The sequence below is a fragment of the Psychrosphaera algicola genome (assembly GCF_028401425.1).
Lineage (GTDB): Bacteria > Pseudomonadota > Gammaproteobacteria > Enterobacterales > Alteromonadaceae > Psychrosphaera > Psychrosphaera algicola.
In genome coordinates this window covers 2,033,226-2,051,371 of the sequence record NZ_JAQOMS010000002.1, presented here as the reverse complement: position 1 = coordinate 2,051,371, position 18,146 = coordinate 2,033,226, and the positions used below count along the sequence as shown (strand labels likewise).

The window sequence follows — 18,146 nt, the reverse complement described above, 5'->3', positions numbered from 1 at the left end:
ATCTTTTCCGGGGGATAATTTACAAACAAGTGGTCGATTTTTAACTGAAACTCAAAAAAGTATTGGGATAAAACAGTAGTACCTAAAATTACAAGTATGGTACCCGCTATTCGGCCGAGAATTTGTTTTTGTAACACAACGCTGAAGAGTCCGGTGCCTGCTAATAGAAAACCAAAGGCAGTGTCATATTGCATTGCAGTAAAAGAAGGGGGATTTGCACTAATATTGCATTCTGAGAGTGCCACCCGTAAATCACAATAAGCCCGATAACAAGCAGTACATATGCGCTACTTATACAAACATATCTCAGCAATTTGAGTAATTGCTTGTTGTCTGTATGCATAAAAAATTCCTTTTTGAATTTAGCTAATTATCTAGTCCGTATAGTGACGTTGAATATCTCTTATTTGTGGCAAACATTCTATAAATAGCGCCATTAAATTAGGATCAAAATGACGACCTGACTCTTTAGTCATAAAGTCAATGGCCCTTTGTTCAGACCATGCCTCTTTATAGGGCCTAACACTTGTTAACGCATCAAATACATCTGCCACCGCAATTATGCGCGACGCGAGCGGAATTTCTTCTTTACTTAACCCTTTTGGGTAGCCGGTGCCATCCCATTTTTCATGATGTGACATCGCAATTTCTTTAGCGAGTTGCAGTAAAGGAGATGGGTGCTCGCCAATAATATCGGCCCCATATTCGGAATGTTTTTTCATTATTTCCCATTCTTCTGGATTTAACCTACTAGGTTTGAGTAAAACGCGGTCCGGGATCCCTATTTTTCCGATGTCATGCATCGGTGCGGCGTTATAAATGAGTTCACACCAATCATCAGGTTTACCAAGTTTTTTGCTAGAATTTTTGTAAATAAACTCATGCGAATTACATGCATGCCTGTTTCATTATCTTTAAACTCAGCCGCCCGGCCTAGTCTTCTGATAATTTCGACTCTTGTATCATTCAATTCTTTGGTTCTGTCTTGAACGAGCTTTTCAAGTAATCGTGATTGGTCGTAGAGTGAAAGGTGTGTTTTTATTCGAGCAATCACAATGGGCGGACTAACGGGCTTAGATAAGTAATCTACCGCACCTAATTCAAACCCCATTTGTTCATCATGTACATCGGATTTAGCGGAAACAAAAATAATTGGAATTTGTGAAGTTTCGGGATGGCTCTTCAATTGACGACACACATCATAGCCATCCATTTCAGGCATCATAATGTCCAATAGAATTAAGTCTGGTTTATGCTCAGAAAATGCAATTTTTAGCGCTAAGGTAGCCATTTAGTGCCGCCTTAATTTTATAGTCTTGCTTTAATATGCCAGACAAAACATCAATATTTTCAGGGGTGTCATCAACAATTAAAATTGTTGCTTTGGCTTCGTCACTCATTTTTCTTCCTTTAAAATAAATATCGACCAGTTAACATTGTCGTACAACATTAATTTGTTTTTTGTAAATGCGCGCAGCGCCAAACTCTAACTTTTTGCTTATACCTTCTTTTAAAACCACAACCTGGTTCGCGCCACGGCGTTAAAAATATATTTGTCTGGCTGTATTCATTCAAAAATAAAGTCGGCAGGTTTATCAATGCTTAACCATAGTGTCATTTAATAGTGTCATTCAACACTTCAACACTTCAACACAACAGCACTTCAACACAACAGCACTTCAACACAACAGCACTTCAACACAACAGCACTTCAACACAACAGCACTAAAGATTTATTTCGGCACAGAATGGATATGCGCCTGCCAATTTAGCATCCATAATCGGTGCTTTGCGTACCAATTAATATTATCTAATGTGTAAGTTATGTTACCGTTTTGGGAATATTAGATTGCAAGTACCTGACAAATATAAATTATTATTCCGGAGTTAGAATCAGCCTCTATTTTGCAGATTGCATACAATCTCATGTTAAATTTACAGCCTTTGCAAATTACCCCAACATTACAATTAAAATTAGAACAAAATTGCGATAAATCAACCAATAACATAAAAAATACTTACTCAGTAATAGGTTTAGCTTTGCTGTGATATTTATAGGTGAATTTAATTTTACTTTAAATAAACAGGGTTTAAATAATGGCCTGTTTTTGTGTTGAAAACACCATAAACAAGGATGAAGCTGTTGAGTATTATTGTGACTTGAATGGGCGTAATTAACTTTGTATGCAATTTGGTAAGTTTTATCCGGAGGTGTTTCTTCTAATTAGTAGCGAGTTAGCATAACGAGTATCACTTGTCAGATACGATATTGACTAAAGTTTCTATGTTATAGGCACCACACGCTTCACAAATTTCTATGGTCTCGACAAAGTCGAGGTTGCGCTCGCCACTTTCATATTTAGAAACGTAGCTTTGTGGTTTGTTTAGTTTTTCCGCCAATTTTCCTTGAGTTAAACCAGACTCATCTCTGAGTTGCTTTAAATATTGTCTCAATTGCTGACGTTTAGGATCCCATATTTTGCTCATCCGCTAAATGTAAAAGAGCAAAGTGTATATCCCATTTTAGGATAAATTTGATTTTATCTATCGATTCCAAAAAAGTGGCGTTTAAAACGAAGAAACTTGAAGAATGGGCAAACTAAGCTTTCAGATAATAGTATAAAGTAATTCGGTTTATTAAATTGGTGGAAACCGTAATAAAAGCCATTAAACAAGCTCGTTTAATAGCTTTTGAAATTCAAATAGTTGAATACTTAAATTAATCTTTTCTAATGTATTCACCGTCAATTGTTGTAGGGCGCTTAGAGCTGTTTTCATCATCTACAGTTTTGTTATTGTCGTTTTGTGCAAAGTCTGGCGTTTGCCCAAACGACGGCCCGAATGGCTGACCGCCGGTTGCGCCACCCACGACTTGAACGCGAGAACCAACCTTTAAATAAACTAAAGTACGAAATAATGGGGTTAGCAATAATAGTCCAAATATATCCGTCATAAAGCCTAGGGTGATTAGTAATACACCAGAAACAAGAATACATACGCCATCAAATATGGCTTTGGCAGGAAGTTGACCTTGGGCTAATTGTTGCTGGATATTCTGCCACGTAGATAAACCCTGCTGCTTAACCAATCGGGTTCCGATAATTGCAGTCAAAATTATGATGAAAAAGTCCATCCGCTGCCTATCATCGATCCAACTTCGAGCAATAACATTAGTTCAATGAGTGGAATTACAATAAAAATAACAAATAAAGGCATTACGCGTCCTAAAGTTTTATGACCAATTTTACCGAATAGTATTACGTTAATATGGGACATTACCTGTTATATCAAGTATTGTAACGCAGTTGTGTGTAACTGAATGTGTTTTTAGGATCCTTGCATGTTTAAACTTGCCTTAACTACCTGCCCAGATCTTCCGACAGCTCATCAACTTGCTGAGATACTTGTCGAATCTAATTTAGCCGCGTGCGTTAATATAATTCCATCAATTGTGTCCATTTATAAATGGCAAGGCAAAATGGAACAATCACAAGAAACTCAATTAATTATTAAGACAGTTGAAAGAAATGTTGCAAAAATCGAGTCTATATTGGTAGAGCATCATCCCTATGATGTGCCCGAATATATCGTTTTGAACTTCGATACTGGCAGTAAGTCCTACCTAGAGTGGTTAGAACAAAATACAAGTGAGATGTAAAGTTGAATATTATCAATAGTTTGATTGGAATTGTCCGTTCTTTTTGGTGCTGAGTTTAATACTTATCAGCACAACATTAAGTGTGAATGCCGAAGATAAGAGCGATCCATTCTCAGCTCTGTTTGGCCAACAGACACAATTTTTACCGGTAGAAGAAGCATTTGTTTTTAACTTTTCCCAAAACGACGATGAGGTGACATTAAGTTGGGAAATCGCAGATGGTTATTATTTATATGCTGATAAGTTTCAGTTCGCTGCCGACAATTTGACAATTGAAGCAACCGAAAAGCCTGACGCGACCCAAATTGAAGACGAGTTTTTTGGGGTAGTTGATGTATATTTTTTGAATCGGAAATTAAAGTTACAGTTGCCAATGTAAGTGAAAATGCGGAATTAAAAGTTCGTTATCAAGGCTGTGCAAAAGCAGGTCTGTGTTACCAGCCAATCTCCAAAACTGTCCCCGTCGATAAATTTTCTTCCGCAACTTCAACATCTGATGGATCTTCAACCGCAGCCACGTTTTCTGCTTTGACTGAGCAAAACCAAACGACGTATTTGAACAATGACACTTCAGGGGATTCAACTCAGAATATATTGGCCGATAGATTGAATTCTGAAAATTTTGCATGGGTACTGCTGATCTTTTTTGGACTAGGTGTCGGTTTAGCGTTTACTCCCTGCGTATTCCCAATGTTCCCCATTTTGTCAGGCATAATCGCTGGTCAGGAAAACTTAACAGCGAGAAAAGGGCTATACCTCGCTTTTATCTACGTACAAGGTATGGCTTTAACGTATTCATTATTGGGTCTCATTGTGGCAAGTGCTGGTGCTCAATTTCAGGCTGCGCTGCAACATCCCGCTATTTTAATTTCGGTCAGTCTTATTTTTATCGGTTTAGCAGGGGCCATGTTTGGTTGGTATAACCTACAATTGCCGAGCTCTTGGACCAGTAAGCTTACGCAAGTGAGCAACAATCAAAAATCGGGGAATGTCGTTGGCGTATTTATGATGGGGTTATTGAGTGGTCTTATTGCCTCACCATGCACCACAGCGCCTTTAACTGGCGCATTATTGTATGTTGCACAAACTGGCGATCTGGTGATCGGCTTTGTGACACTATACGTGTTAAGTTTGGGAATGGGGCTGCCGCTACTGGTCATTGGTTTGTCTGGTGGGAAGTTATTGCCAAAAGCCGGCAACTGGATGAATTTTGTTAAAAATTTATTTGGTTTTATATTGTTAGCGATCCCCGTTATCCTATTAGATCGCTTTGTTGAGTTTCATTGGGTACTGATAACAGCCGGTGTTTGGGTGTTGGCGATGGCCGCTTATTTCCATCACGAATACCTTAACAGTGTTAAAGCCTCGGTTAAAAGTGTTTTTTGGTTGGTGTCTTATGTCTTCCTATTCTTTGGATTGGCGCTTGTGGTCTGACCTCATTTAAAGTTACTCCCTAATAATGGTGGTGTGATAGCTGAGCATTCAGAGGTCACTTTTGTAAAAGTCGTGTCCATAGCCGACATTGAAAAAGAAATTTTAATCGCAAAGTCTAACGGTCAAGGGGCTATGTTGGATTTATATGCTGATTGGTGCGCAGCTTGCAAGGAATTTGAAGCCTTTACCTTTAGTGATAAACAAGTTCAAAACGAAATGAAAAAATTACGGATGTTGCAGGTTGATATGACTGAAAACAGCGAACTTGATATTGAGATTATGGAAAAGTTTCAAATTTTAGGATTACCAACCATACTATTCTTTGATAATGCAGGGAACGAGCTAGAAAGGCGACGGGTAACTGGGTTTATGAATGCTGAACAATTTAACGCACATTTAAGGGCGACGTTTAACTAGTGACTGAAGAAATTAGAAGTACAAATAAAAGAAATAAAGATAGAGACGCGGAGTCATTAAAGTTTGATTATACTTTGTTGATGTCGTGTCAGCGCTCGGTGGTTGCACTAAATAAAACCTTAGTGCACATACTCGAAGAGGTGGTGGCACCTTATGAATATAAGGTATATTTGAGTTCAGACGGTACGGAGCGAGATCGCTTTTACTTGTTTTCCAGCTCGTCGGGCGCGCTAGAAAACCCACAAGAAATTGATCAGATTAGACAATTTGATTTAGACGAACTTGAAAGCGTCGACGAACTTGTCTTAATTGATGAGAACAAAATATTCTACCCTGCGATATTAAATCACCGCTTTTATGCCTGCATTGTTACCGGTATTGACGTGTCTGAAGAAGTCGATGAACAGATCATTTGTATTTTGGCTATCTATTGTAATGTACTGATTTTGATCACTGACTCTAAAGTTGATGGGTTAACCCAATTACTTAATCGCAAGAGTTTTGATATTGATTTAGCACTTGAATTACAACGTCCTGATATTGAAAAACGACGCAGCTCAGACGGTGTTGTTGAAGTACTTGAATCGCACTTGGCAATTATAGATATCGACTTTTTCAAAGCAATCAATGATGAATATGGGCATGTTGTTGGTGATGAAGTATTGGTTGAGTTAGCTGATTTGATGCGGTTGAGTTTTCGCTCCCGCGATGGTTTGTTTCGATATGGTGGTGAAGAGTTTGCCGTTATTTTGCGTGATGTGTCGAGGCAACAAACTAAACGCATTCTAAATCGTTTTTGTAATATGATTGAAAACCATCAATTTAAATCTGTCGATAGTTTAACCATTAGCATTGGATGTTGTGGAATAAATAATGAACTAAACTTGTTACACTTGGTCGAATACGCAGATAAAGCATTATATTACTCGAAAGAAAATGGCCGTAATCGCGTTACTCATTTTGAAGATATAGAATAAAGTAGCGTACTCGGCGCTTAAATATTGAGTATTGGTGCAAATCTGCACCACCAATTAATTCAACTTCGGTCATTAGACCAGTATTTTACTGCTAATTGTATTGAAATCACTATAATGGCGCTCTGCCTATTCAAATCTGGTGTTTTTTAGTTAAATTACTAATTATAAGTGAATGTTAGATTTTGAATGTATTTTAGGTGAAGAAGGCGACATGATGTCTACAAATAATCGTATTTTACTGTTGAATGGCCCAAATCTTAATTTGTTGGGTAAGCGTGAGCCAGAAATTTATGGCGCCGATACGTTGGCCCAAATTGTTGAAACTTTAGCTGAACAAGCGCAATCACGCAATGTTGAGTTACAACACGTGCAATCGAACAGTGAAGCTGAGCTTATTGCCGCTATTCATAGCGCGATGGGGGAAGTTGATTTTATTGTGATAAATCCTGCTGCTTTTACCCATACAAGTGTTGCAATACGTGATGCGTTGTTAGGTGTGAACATACCTTTTATAGAGGTGCATATTTCAAATGTTCATGCCAGAGAAGAATTTCGTCATAAATCTTACCTGTCGGATGTTGCGGTCGGTGTGATTTGTGGTTTGGGTGTTGATGGTTATCGTTATGCCATCGACAAAGCTCTACATACTATTTTGAAAAATTAATAAGAATTAAATATAGGTATTAAAATGGATATTCGTAAAATTAGAACACTCATCGACATGGTTAAAGAATCTGGTGTTGGTGAAATTGAAATCACTCAGGGTGATGAATCAATCCGTATTTCTGGAACGCCAATTCAAGTTATGCAAGCGGCACCAATGCAGCAAATGCAACAAATGGCACCAGCCGCTCCTGCCGCTCCTGCAGCAGCACCAGTAGCCGCAGCACCTGAAGCTTCTGCTCCTAGTGGTCATCAAGTTCAGTCGCCAATGGTTGGTACTTTTTATCGTGCATCTTCACCAGCTACACCTGCTTTTGTTGAAGTTGGCCAGACGGTTAACGTTGGTGACGTTTTATGTATCATCGAAGCAATGAAAATGATGAACCAAATTGAATCTGACAAAGCTGGTGTAGTTAAAGCCATTCTTGTTGAAAATGAAGATCCAGTTGAATTTGATCAACCATTATTCATCATCGAATAATAAGGGTCACTTATGATAGATAAAGTAGTTATCGCAAACCGTGGCGAAATTGCCCTGCGTATTTTGCGAGCTTGTAAAGAGTTGGGTATCAAAACAGTTGCTGTGCATTCAACCGCTGATAGAACCCTAAAACATGTCTTGTTAGCAGATGAAACCATTTGTATTGGTAAAGCGTCAGCGCAAGAAAGTTACCTTAACATTCCTAGAATTATTGCGGCTGCAGAAGTTACTGACGCTGTAGCTATTCACCCAGGTTATGGATTTTTAGCAGAAAATGCTGATTTTGCTGACCAAGTTGAGCAAAGTGGTTTGATTTTCATTGGTCCAACTGGAGATACTATCCGCCTAATGGGTGACAAAGTATCTGCAATTGAAGCTATGAAAAAGCAGGCGTACCTTGTGTCACTAGGCTCAGACGGCGAGTTAGGCCCTGATGCGGACACCAACAAAGCCATTGCGCGACGTATTGGTTACCCGTTAATTGTTAAAGCAGCAGGCGGCGGCGGTGGTCGTGGTATGCGTGTGGTACGTAGTGAAGCTGAATTGATTGACTCAATTGCCATGACTAAAGCCGAAGCGGGTGCAGCCTTTAATAATGACGTCGTTTACATGGAAAAATTCCTTGAAAACCCTCGTCACATTGAAGTGCAAGTATTAGCTGACGGCCAAGGCAATGCAGTACATTTGGGTGAGCGTGATTGTTCGATGCAACGTCGTCACCAAAAAGTAGTAGAAGAGGCACCAGCACCTGGTATTACACCTGACTTGCGTAAATACATTGGCGACCGTTGTGTTCGTGCCTGTGTTGAAATTGGTTACCGCGGTGCAGGTACATTTGAATTTTTGTATGAAAATGGCGAGTTCTATTTCATCGAAATGAATACCCGTATCCAAGTTGAACATCCTGTTACTGAGATGGTCACTGGTGTTGATTTGATTAAAGAGCAATTGCGCGTTGCTGCTGGTCAGCCTTTATCAATTACACAAGACGATATTCAAATTCGTGGCCATGCTATCGAATGTCGAATTAACGCTGAAGATCCAGTTACATTTATTCCATGTGCCGGTGAAATCAAACGTTTCCATTCTCCTGATGGTTTAGGGGTTCGTTGGGATTCGCACATTTATACAAATTATAAAGTGCCGCCAAACTATGACTCTATGATTGGTAAACTGATCACTTACGGTGAAAACCGTGGTATCGCTATCAAGCGTATGCAACATGCATTAAACGAGTTGTTAGTTGAAGGAATTAAAACAAACGTTCCTTTGCAGAAAGAAATTATGGCAGACGAACACTTCCAAAATGGTGGAACAAACATCCATTATCTTGAAAAGAAACTCGGATTGTAATGTCCCTTTAAGGCTTTGCTTTTGTCAAAAAACCGCGCATTGTTAATTCAATTCGCGGTTTTTTATTTTGTGCTTAAACAATGTTTAGCTTTGTGAGAAATAATGTTTAGTCTTCGCGAGAAATGGGTAAAGCGACAAATCCCTTTTATTAAAGACTAATAAATGTTTATTTCGCGAGTTGAAATTTGATGCCTTATTTTATTTACCTGTTCAAGGTAACCCGCCTTATCATAATTGTCTGAGAGTTTATTCATAAACCCATGAGCATAAGGCACTTTAGATACATCGATATTGATTTTACCTGAAAGCTTTTCCGTTAGCTCAGCCACAGAGAAGTGCTGCTCTTGCTGTGGGAATATCAACTGAATTGGAAATATAGGGGCAACATTAAGATTGTTTCTTATCTGGGAACCGTAATATCCGATGGCGGTAATTTGGTTTTGAGCATCGATAAGGCGGTCAGCGATATTCCAAATAGCGGAAGCCCCAACACTAAAACCTATCAATAAGATTAATGGTTTTTTTGCTCTGGTGGCTGTTGCAATAGAGCGTTAGAACTGAATTCTCCTATAGCGTGACTTACTGGCATTTGAGCTGCTAATCGGGTTTCTAGGAGATTTGAGTAAGTTACAAGGCCGACATTGTCAGTGAAATATCGGTAGGCGGAAAGTTCGTTTTCAAATGGTACGAATTGACCTTGGTAAGGGTCGACAATATCGATGTCTTCTACATGATCTAAAGTATCAAGGAGATCAGCTACTAGGCTTTCTACCGCGGGGTACGACCAAATATGTCTGAAACTAATATTATTTTCACCAAAGGCGACCTTTTATGACTTACCATTTATTGATTTAATCGTATCGTAAATTCCCCTTTCCCCTAGCTTAAACTAACAGAGGGAACGGCATTGTGTAGTCCAAACGTTGTCGGTTATTGAACGGAAATACTTAATATTAAGCCGATGCAAAAGCCTATACATACCCCAATAAATAAAGAGACTCTATTGGGCTGAGGTTTGTTTCTATACCAATGGTGGAATGAGACCGATTCCCCTGCCAATTGTGAAATGGCTCGGCGTTTAACACTTTGGTTTAACTCATGTTCAAAATCCATTTTGAAACCTTTTAATTAACTAATCCGTTGTTTTAGGTGGTAGGTTAAAATTCGTTGCCAGACATAAAGAGTACACCCAATTATCCCTGCGACTATTGGCGGCGAATAAAAACAGATACAAAAATACATTATTGCAACAATACTATGAATTAGTAGCTCCAATTTAATGCGTTTAACCGATCCTAATTGAAGGTCTATCAGCTTATTTAAAAGTCCCATAAAATCTCCTTATTTAAATTTGCTGGTTTGTATTCCCAGCAAACTTATGCGTCATATTAATCTTTTAGTAGGCAAGAACTAACGGCTGTTATCAGACCGCTGATGAAAGATATAGGTCCGCCTAAAGCTGAAATCATCATACCAGTTGTTGCTAACAAACATTCACCTGTAACAAGCGGTGGCTGTTCCACTTTAATAGTTGAGTCTTTGCCGCCACCGAATACCAACGTGAATTGAGCTGTTTTAAGTGTCTGCATTGTATTTTCCTTATAAAGTTAATGGAGGCCATCCTTGGCCAAGTGATCTAACTGAATTGTGTGTTCCTTATTCAGTATTTCCATTAAATGTTAGTCGTATCTTCAGCGAAGATCATCTGGACCAAGGTATAGTTTTAAGTGCAGTATTCACCTTGTTGGGTTTGAATATTTTCACTAATTCAGATTTGTTCTTAACGGCCAGTTTTTCGTAGATGTTGCCACAATGAAATTTTACGGTTCGAACACAGATATATAATGCGTCTGCAATATCTTGCTGGCTTTTACCTGTAAGTAGTTGTTGAAAGACTTGTGCTTCGCGTTTTGATAACGCTGTTATTGTGAAAGTTTCCATATTGTTCTCCTTTTAGTATGGAAGTGGTTAGTCAATTTTGACCAGTTGTTTTTTTAAGTTTAAAAAGTTCGAGGTAACGTCGGTTAAACGACCGCCCGAAAGTTCTAATACGCGGTCGCAATGGGCGATGGTTTCTGGCCGATGCGCAACGACAATTTTGGTAACCTTTAAATCATTTAAACTCAGATTAATCTGGCATTCTGAATGAATGTCCAAATGGGCCGATGCTTCATCTAATAGCAAAATTTGAGGCGACTGAAACAAGGCTCTGGCTAATATAATGCGTTGTACTTGACCGCCAGAAAGGGCAACACCCATTTCACCAATAAGAGAGTGATATCCCATCGGCATCTCTATAATTTCGTCATGAATTGCAGCAATTTTGGCGCAATACATGACATGCTCGATATCGTATCGTTCAGAAAATTGTGAAATATTTGCGGCTATCGAGCCCGATAATAATTGATCATTTTGCATCACACTGCCGACCTGACTGCGGAGTGAATGTGGATTACAGTTTTGTTGGTTAATGCCGTCCCATAGGATCTCTCCAGAATCTGGCGGTAATAATCCCAAAATAACTTTTAATAATGTGGTTTTTCCGCAGCCAGAAGCGCCAATAATCGCCACTGATTCACCTTGACTTAACGCTAAGGTTGAGATTGGAAAATAGCCATTTTTCCGTTGGTGAATATCGGTAATTTAGATCCCGTATTTGTAATTCACCACTTAAGGCGGGTAACTGTCGTTGGTGTGCTGTTGACTCCGTGGGCTCTGAAACAAAGTCGGATAAACGGTTTAAATGAATTGATAACGTTTTAAATTCTATAAATTTGTCAACGAGCGCTGCGAACCGTTGTGTTAGCTGAGATTTGTAGGCAATAAAAGCAGTTAACATGCCTAGGCTAAAGGTGGTGTTAGCGTCACTGTTGATAACGAGTTGAGCACCGATAAAGATGACAATGACATTTTCAATACCAAACAGCAGTCCATTAATAATTTGATAAAATAGCTGTAATTTGGATACCCGAATTTCACTGTTCAACGAACTGATATATAAGTTCTGCCAGATGGATTGACGTTGTGATTCCAAACCAAATAATTTGATAGTCTGAATCGCCCGCATATTTTCCATAAAGCTCGACGACTCAACTGCTCGGTCGTGGATATTTTGTTCTAAGGATTTTTTAAGGGATGAAAAAGAACACAACCGCAGGATCAAATACACCAGCATAGTTGCAACAACGATGGTTGCTAGCGTTGTATTGTATAAATAGATCATGATCAAGGTGCCAATGGCCATAAGACCGTCGACTACACCTTCAACTAGATGATTTGTAATTATCTGCCGGACATTATGCAGTGATGAAAAACGAGAAACCAAATCTCCAATAAATCGTTTCTCAAAGAAACCAAGGGGCAGATTAATAACTCGATTAAACAAGCCAAATGCCAGTTGCTTACTCATCGAATTATTTAAATAGATCACCGTAGCGCCGCGCAGTGAGGCTACAGCAGAATTAAATAGGGTTAATCCGCCAAACCCTAATGCGAGAACCACAAGAAATTGACCATCAAAACTGGGCAATACCTGATCGACCACCAGTTGCAGGTAATAAGGAAACGCCAACGTAATAAATTGCAGCATAACAGACAATATGAGCAACTGACTTAAAGGGGATTTGAGCCCATGGCATGCGGCGATAATTTCCCTAAGGTTAATCGAGGACCACGTTGATCTTGTTTGTTAAATTGTTTGTTAGGCGAGAGCTCCAGAGCAATGCCAGTAAAGTGTTTGTTAAATTCTTCTAGGCTCAAACTCACTTCGCCCCGCGCTGGGTCAATTATTTTTATGGTCTTTGCATTTACTTGTTTGAGGACCACAAAATGATTCATGTCCCAATGAATAACGCAGGGCAAAGACAGTTTTGTTAAGTCTGAAACTTCCAGTTTTAAGGCTCTGGCCGACAGGTTTATCGCAGCGGCTATGTCGATTAGTTGTTTTAAAGTTGTGCCCTTAAGTGTTTGCGGAAATTTTTGGCGCATGTGGTTCATGTCTGTCTTGTAGCCAAAGTGGTTGGCTATCATCGCGATCGAAGATAGCCCACATTCAGAAGCTTCTGATTGTAAAATGACGTTCATGACTATTCTCCTAATGCTGCGATAATAGGTTCGAATAACCATTCAGCTAAGCTTCTTGACTCAACTTGTAATTCAGCGGTTAACAACATGCCATTTTGCAGCGGGCGCTCTTGCCCATAGGCATCTATGGTTTGCCGCGACAGTTCGGCATTAACTTGATAAATAGGCCCTTGATTTTGACTTTGCCAATTTACTTCTGACGACGAAATTATTGAAGTTGGAATGCTACTCAGCGTGGCATGTAATGCGCCAAATTTTTCAAAAGGATAAGCCTGAAGCTTCAAATTTGCCGGTGTGCCTTGTTGAATAAAGCCAATCGAACGCGAAGGGATTAATAACTCTGCGTATAACTTAGGTTCGAGCGGGGCAATGGTAAACATGAACTGCCCAGAGGATACGCGCTGACCTTGTTTAATATTTATAGTGGAGACGATACCGTCCTTTTGCGCTACAAATAGCTTTTCTGTTGCGTTTCTCATCTGCGCAATCTGGATCTTTTTGTCGCTGATAAGCTGATCAAACTGAGCATGTTCACTTTGTTGTTGGGTTTTTATCGTTTCCAATTTGAATCTGATCTTGTCCAGTTCAAACGTGAGTGTTTTGATTTGCTGGGTAAAGTTATCCGACTGTTGTTTAAGTTCAAGCAGGCTGACTCGATATTGGCTTGCCTGCAATTCACTCACTAAGCCTTGTTGGGCAAGTTCGGTAAACTTTAGAAATTGTTGCTGGGCGATGGCTGTTCGCTGACTTAAAAACGTAAGTTGAGATTGCAGCGAAGCTTGTTGTTGGTTTAACGACGTTTGATCTAACTTTAGTGCCTCTATTTGCGTTTCAAGCGTTTTATCAAGTTGCTGTTTTTGAACATGATATTGATGGATTTGAGTTTGTAGTTGGCTGATATTAAACTCAATTAAATCACTGCCATCTACCGTCGTTGCTTGTGATGTTAATTTAACAAGCGGCGTGCCTTTCTCAACAACCAAACCTGGTTTAACAAATAACGTATCCACCACCATATTTTGTGGTGCGGTAAAGGTAATGTCACCTTCGGTCGTTGTTAATTGACCAACGACGGTTTGAGTTTGGGTATACGACGCATTGGTGATAAATGCGATGGAGGTGATAAACAGACAAACAAAAAGGATAAATAGTGAAGAAAAAGCTACTGGTTGTGCAAGGACAATTTCTCCAAATTGCTCCTGACTGTGTTGATTTAAGACTTGTTTCCGAAACAATCCCATTTTCTATTCCTTAGAAAATTTAGACAAAAAAACCATTCCATTAAAGAAGGTTGCGTGTCAATTTGATTGTTTTAAGTCCCGCAACAAGGGTGGGATATTGGTGAGATTTTTTCAAACATTTATTTATAAAATAAATTGATTAAAAACTGTACAATTTATTACTTGCAGTTATATGCCATACAATTCAAGGGGTACAGCGGTGCAATTTGATGAAAATTATGTACTTTTTTGACAATTTGAAATAATGGGCCACAAAGATTGTGGCCCATTTGTACAGGTTATTGTTTAAATATTTGTCCTGCTTTCATGACAAAAGTAACTTTTTCCATCACGCTAATGTCGTTTATTGGGTCACCATCAACGGCGATAATATCGGCAATTTTCCCTTTTTCTAATGAACCGAGTTCGTTATCAATCTTTAGTAACTTGGCTGCTTCTATTGTGGCTGATTGAATTGCTTCCATCGCAGGCATACCCATTTCGGTCATATAAATGAATTCTTTCCAGTTTTCACCGTGCGGGAAAACGCCAGAGTCGGTCCCAAATGCGATTTTGACTCCGTAATCATAGGCACGTTTAAACGTCGCTTGGATCTTTGGACCAATTGCAGCGGCTTTTGGTTGTACTACAGCGGGATAAAAACCGGGTATTGCGGCTTTTTCTGCTACGTATTTACCTGCTGTAATGGTAGGAACGTAGTAAGTGCCTTTTTTCTTCATCAGCTTCATGATTTTTTTGCTCATGTAAGTGCCGTGTTCGATTGAGTCAACACCCGCTTCAATAGCGCGTTCCATACCTTCTGCACCATGGGCATGAACAGCAACTGTCATATCATAGTCTTTTGCTGCTTTAACAATGGCATCGGCTTCTGCTTGCGTAAATTGTGGGTTTTGACCACTTTTAGCGACACTTAAAACACCGCCTGTAGCGGTGATCTTGATTAGGTCAGCACCATCTTTATAACGTTGACGAACGGCTTTATAGGCATCTTCAGGCCCATTAATGACACCTTCTTTTGGCCCTGGATCGCCCTTGATAATTGCGTTAAAGCCATTAGTTGGGTCAGCATGACCGCCGGTTGTGGCAATAGACTTTGCAGCCGTGAATATCCTTGGCCCAACAATGAGCCCACTGTTAATCGCATTTTTTAAAGAGACTGTAACGTTGTAACTGTCGCCTAAATCACGAACGGTTGTAAAGCCGGCCATTAAAGTTGTATTGGCAAAACCAACTGATTTGTAAGCATAGTCTGCGGCATTTTTGGTAAAACGCTCAGCATAGGAGGTTTTGTTAAATTCCAAACTTAGGTGAGTGTGCATATCCATCAAGCCCGGCATGACCGTTTTATCACGGGCATCAATCAGTTTGTCACCAACACCTGGAGTTAAATACCCATCGTCGATACTGACAATTTTATTATCATCTACAACAATAGTTTGTTCTTTTGATACTTTGTCTGACTTGCCGTCGATGAGTTTGCCAGCATGAATGTAGGTTGCAGCCTGAAGAGGCAACAAAAGACCTGCGACAAATGTCGACGCTAGACCGAGTTGAGTTAGTTTCATAATTGACCTTGTGTTGTTATTCATAGTGTCCGATAGAAAATTCATAATCGCCACTGGTTAAGGTTAGATGGTTTTTTCCATTGAGCACTTTTTCGGCAGCAATTTCAATCCATTGGTAGTAAACATTTCGATGGACGACCGCTTTAAGGCGACGGTGTAATGTCACAACTACTTTTTGCTCACCTTTTGACGTTACGACAGAGATTGGGTGTTTATTGCTAATTATGACTTTGTGACCAAGATTTGACGTAACTTCAATGGCCTCATTTGGCTCACAGCTAATATGTTGCCATTGCGTGATCACAAATGGAGTTTCTTCAACGGTGATTAACATCTTTTCAGCAGGCGTCTTTAGAAAATGCTGACCATTTTCTTCAACAAGAACATTGGCAAATAATTTAACAAGCTTTTCTCGTTTAATCTGCGATCCCATATGCCACCAAGTGCCATCGGATTTAATAACTATGTCGATTTCGCCACAATGGGTTGGATGCCATTGGTCAAATGGTGGCTGTTTATCCAAATTATCGAGCTGTTGGGTAAGTTGTTGCAGATCCATATTCAAAATCTATGATAAAGTTTTACCTAATCATAAAGGATGAATTCACTTTAGTCATGACGCTCTCTAAATTGGCCTATTTTGCATTAGGCTGGCTTTGTATTATTTTAGGAACGCTTGGTATTATTTTACCATTGTTACCAACAACGCCGTTTATTCTCGTTGCTGCATTTGCATTCTCGAAAAGCTCCGAACGGTTTCATTTGTGGTTGTTGCACCACAACGTTTTTGGACCACTGATACAAGACTGGCAAACAAACGGTGTTATCCGATTACGTGTAAAATGGTTGGCCACCTTTAGTATTGTCGTGATGCTCAGTACGAGCTTCTATTTTATGCCCGTACCAACATCCGTCGTTGTTGGCATATGCGCGGCAGTGGGTTGTGTTTTAGTGTTTATTTGGAGTCGGCCTTCGCAGCCGAAATAAAGATGACAAAATATCGTTATTCAAGACAAAAAGTAGGTGACGTTTGGCAGCTATCGGTTGTTCCATTTCCAGATTGGCAAGACTTTGATGAGTTTACGGCTGAATTTTTAGCGGTTGAAAAAGCCAAGTTAATTGAAAAGAATTATGGCCTTGACCTGCACCAAATTCGCTTTCGTTTAGGTCAACATCAATACGTTTTACACTTTGAACATTACACTGAATCGATTTGGGTTGAACAGGATTTTTAGTTAGATTTGTGTGTGTGCGACAGACCTCATAAGAAAAAGAGCCAACATGTTGTTGGCTCTTTGAATTTGATTATACAAATGCACGTTTTAAAAAGTTTGGTAATGCCGTCGCACCAACATGAATGTCACTATTATAGTAATTTAACTGCCATTGCAAAGCGGCTTTATCAGCATCTTCTTTTCTGAATTCTTCAAAAGCCCCAGATTTTTTAGCTAAAGTACTGCTCCACCAACCTGATGGATAAATCATTTGCGGGAAGTTAACGTGTTGTAAATCACTAAAACCAACATCCAACATTGCGTCACGCATTTCTTTTAATAGGGGTAAATGCAACAGTGGCGATTCGCTTTGTTGAACAAAGATCCCATCACTACGCAAAGCTCGCAAACAATTGCGATAAAATGCATGGTTAAACAAACCTTCACTCTGAGCCAACTGGGTCTGTTGAGTCAACGATGATAATATCAATTGAGTTATCTTTAGCTTCGGCCATAAACTTAATGCCGTCGTCAAACTTGATAATGGCTCTAGGGTCATCGTTGGATTCACACAATTCTGGGAAATAAAGCTCGGACATTTCGGTCACGACTTTATCGATATCGATTTGATGAACTGTTTCAACATTCGGGTGACGTAATACTTCCTTTAATGTACCGCAATCGCCGCCACCAATGATGACCACGTTTTTAGGATTTTTATGGGTGAAAAGCGCCGGGTGACTCATCATCTCGTGGTACAAAAAGTTTTCACGGGTCGATACCATAGTGCAGCCATCTAACATCATTAGATTGCCAAACTCTTCGGTTTCATAAATTTCGACAAGTTGGAAATCGGATTGTTTTGTCGCGAGCTTTTTTGATTTTAAGGCCAAATGCTGCGCCGTTGTTTATTTCAGTGCACCACTCATCATTAGACAAGTTTGGGTTAGAAGACTCAGTTGTATTGGCCATGCCAATCTCCATAAAAATAATCGGTTTAGCGTATTTTCGTTGATAATTAGCCCGACTGCAATTTTTACCTTTCATGTTTAACAAATAA

General features: G+C 39.5%; 19 protein-coding genes and 3 pseudogenes. 9 read left to right on the top strand and 13 right to left on the bottom strand.

Annotation, left to right across the window (positions count from 1 at the left end; genetic code table 11):
* Positions 1 to 374 precede the first annotated feature (374 nt).
* The 3 genes and pseudogenes from PN838_RS11040 to PN838_RS11030 all read right to left on the bottom strand — a co-directional run bounded on the left by PN838_RS11040 (position 375) and on the right by PN838_RS11030 (position 3,133).
* Positions 375 to 1,400 (bottom strand): annotated as a pseudogene (locus tag PN838_RS11040) (HD domain-containing phosphohydrolase).
* 850 nt (positions 1,401 to 2,250) lie between these two features.
* Positions 2,251 to 2,487, bottom strand: a complete 237-nt coding sequence (locus tag PN838_RS11035) for a helix-turn-helix domain-containing protein (protein WP_272180688.1) — start codon at positions 2,485 to 2,487, stop codon at positions 2,251 to 2,253.
* Positions 2,488 to 2,719: 232 nt separating this feature from the next.
* A complete protein-coding gene (locus PN838_RS11030; RefSeq protein WP_272180687.1) occupies positions 2,720 to 3,133 on the bottom strand; it encodes an FxsA family protein in 414 nt (137 codons plus the stop codon).
* 207 nt (positions 3,134 to 3,340) lie between these two features.
* On the opposite strand from PN838_RS11030, the gene cutA reads away from it, so the two are divergent.
* From cutA to accC, 7 genes and pseudogenes are all read left to right on the top strand, one after another.
* Positions 3,341 to 3,658: a divalent-cation tolerance protein CutA gene (gene cutA, locus PN838_RS11025; protein ID WP_215961808.1), complete on the top strand. Its 318-nt coding sequence runs from the start codon at positions 3,341 to 3,343 to the stop codon at positions 3,656 to 3,658.
* 46 nt (positions 3,659 to 3,704) lie between these two features.
* Positions 3,705 to 5,092 (top strand): annotated as a pseudogene (gene dsbD, locus PN838_RS11015) (protein-disulfide reductase DsbD).
* Positions 5,093 to 5,125: 33 nt separating this feature from the next.
* A complete protein-coding gene (locus PN838_RS11010) occupies positions 5,126 to 5,509 on the top strand; it encodes a thioredoxin fold domain-containing protein (protein ID WP_272180685.1) in 384 nt (127 codons plus the stop codon).
* On the top strand, positions 5,509 to 6,486 hold the full coding sequence (locus PN838_RS11005) for a GGDEF domain-containing protein (protein ID WP_272180684.1): 978 nt from the start codon (positions 5,509 to 5,511) through the stop codon (positions 6,484 to 6,486). Before PN838_RS11010 ends, PN838_RS11005 begins: the two co-directional genes overlap by 1 nt.
* A 214-nt stretch (positions 6,487 to 6,700) precedes the next feature.
* Positions 6,701 to 7,150, top strand: coding sequence for a type II 3-dehydroquinate dehydratase (aroQ, locus tag PN838_RS11000; protein ID WP_272182569.1), 450 nt, complete (start codon positions 6,701 to 6,703; stop codon positions 7,148 to 7,150).
* 24 nt (positions 7,151 to 7,174) lie between these two features.
* Complete coding sequence (gene accB / locus PN838_RS10995; protein ID WP_215961806.1) at positions 7,175 to 7,630, top strand: acetyl-CoA carboxylase biotin carboxyl carrier protein; 456 nt, start codon at positions 7,175 to 7,177, stop codon at positions 7,628 to 7,630.
* A 12-nt stretch (positions 7,631 to 7,642) separates the two neighbouring features.
* Positions 7,643 to 8,983, top strand: coding sequence for an acetyl-CoA carboxylase biotin carboxylase subunit (gene accC / locus PN838_RS10990; RefSeq protein WP_272180683.1), 1,341 nt, complete (start codon positions 7,643 to 7,645; stop codon positions 8,981 to 8,983).
* Positions 8,984 to 9,138: 155 nt separating this feature from the next.
* Here the strand turns inward: accC and PN838_RS10985 are convergent, their stop codons facing one another.
* The 9 genes from PN838_RS10985 to PN838_RS10945 all read right to left on the bottom strand — a co-directional run bounded on the left by PN838_RS10985 (position 9,139) and on the right by PN838_RS10945 (position 16,431).
* Positions 9,139 to 9,489 carry a dienelactone hydrolase family protein gene (locus PN838_RS10985; RefSeq protein WP_441295803.1) on the bottom strand — a complete coding sequence of 117 codons (351 nt, stop codon included), beginning with the start codon at positions 9,487 to 9,489 and terminating at the stop codon, positions 9,139 to 9,141.
* Positions 9,490 to 10,371: 882 nt separating this feature from the next.
* Positions 10,372 to 10,572: a hypothetical protein gene (locus PN838_RS10980; protein WP_272180682.1), complete on the bottom strand. Its 201-nt coding sequence runs from the start codon at positions 10,570 to 10,572 to the stop codon at positions 10,372 to 10,374.
* A 112-nt stretch (positions 10,573 to 10,684) separates the two neighbouring features.
* Positions 10,685 to 10,924, bottom strand: coding sequence for a helix-turn-helix domain-containing protein (locus PN838_RS10975; RefSeq protein ID WP_215961803.1), 240 nt, complete (start codon positions 10,922 to 10,924; stop codon positions 10,685 to 10,687).
* A 27-nt stretch (positions 10,925 to 10,951) separates the two neighbouring features.
* A complete protein-coding gene (locus tag PN838_RS10970) occupies positions 10,952 to 11,554 on the bottom strand; it encodes an ATP-binding cassette domain-containing protein (protein ID WP_272180681.1) in 603 nt (200 codons plus the stop codon).
* A gap of 4 nt (positions 11,555 to 11,558) precedes the next feature.
* Positions 11,559 to 12,590: an ABC transporter transmembrane domain-containing protein gene (locus tag PN838_RS10965; RefSeq protein WP_272180680.1), complete on the bottom strand. Its 1,032-nt coding sequence runs from the start codon at positions 12,588 to 12,590 to the stop codon at positions 11,559 to 11,561.
* A 5-nt stretch (positions 12,591 to 12,595) separates the two neighbouring features.
* The gene (locus PN838_RS10960) at positions 12,596 to 13,066 is read right to left on the bottom strand and encodes a cysteine peptidase family C39 domain-containing protein (protein WP_272180679.1); all 471 of its coding nucleotides are present in this window, start codon (positions 13,064 to 13,066) and stop codon (positions 12,596 to 12,598) included.
* Positions 13,067 to 13,068: 2 nt separating this feature from the next.
* A complete protein-coding gene (locus PN838_RS10955) occupies positions 13,069 to 14,307 on the bottom strand; it encodes an HlyD family secretion protein (protein ID WP_215961801.1) in 1,239 nt (412 codons plus the stop codon).
* A 278-nt stretch (positions 14,308 to 14,585) separates the two neighbouring features.
* The gene (locus tag PN838_RS10950; protein ID WP_272180678.1) at positions 14,586 to 15,872 is read right to left on the bottom strand and encodes a metal-dependent hydrolase family protein; all 1,287 of its coding nucleotides are present in this window, start codon (positions 15,870 to 15,872) and stop codon (positions 14,586 to 14,588) included.
* Between the two features lie 16 nt (positions 15,873 to 15,888).
* Positions 15,889 to 16,431, bottom strand: a complete 543-nt coding sequence (locus PN838_RS10945; RefSeq protein WP_272180677.1) for a DUF1285 domain-containing protein — start codon at positions 16,429 to 16,431, stop codon at positions 15,889 to 15,891.
* Positions 16,432 to 16,442: 11 nt separating this feature from the next.
* Here PN838_RS10945 and PN838_RS10940 point away from each other — a divergent pair, with 11 nt between their 5' ends.
* Together PN838_RS10940 and PN838_RS10935 are read left to right on the top strand one after the other, a co-directional pair.
* Positions 16,443 to 16,859 (top strand): YbaN family protein, encoded by a 417-nt coding sequence (locus PN838_RS10940; RefSeq protein ID WP_272180676.1) that lies wholly within the window; start codon positions 16,443 to 16,445, stop codon positions 16,857 to 16,859.
* Positions 16,860 to 16,861: 2 nt separating this feature from the next.
* Positions 16,862 to 17,107 (top strand): DUF3630 family protein, encoded by a 246-nt coding sequence (locus PN838_RS10935; RefSeq protein ID WP_215961797.1) that lies wholly within the window; start codon positions 16,862 to 16,864, stop codon positions 17,105 to 17,107.
* A gap of 70 nt (positions 17,108 to 17,177) precedes the next feature.
* Here PN838_RS10935 and speE read toward each other — a convergent pair.
* A pseudogene (gene speE, locus PN838_RS10930) lies at positions 17,178 to 18,058 on the bottom strand (polyamine aminopropyltransferase).
* Positions 18,059 to 18,146 lie beyond the last annotated feature (88 nt).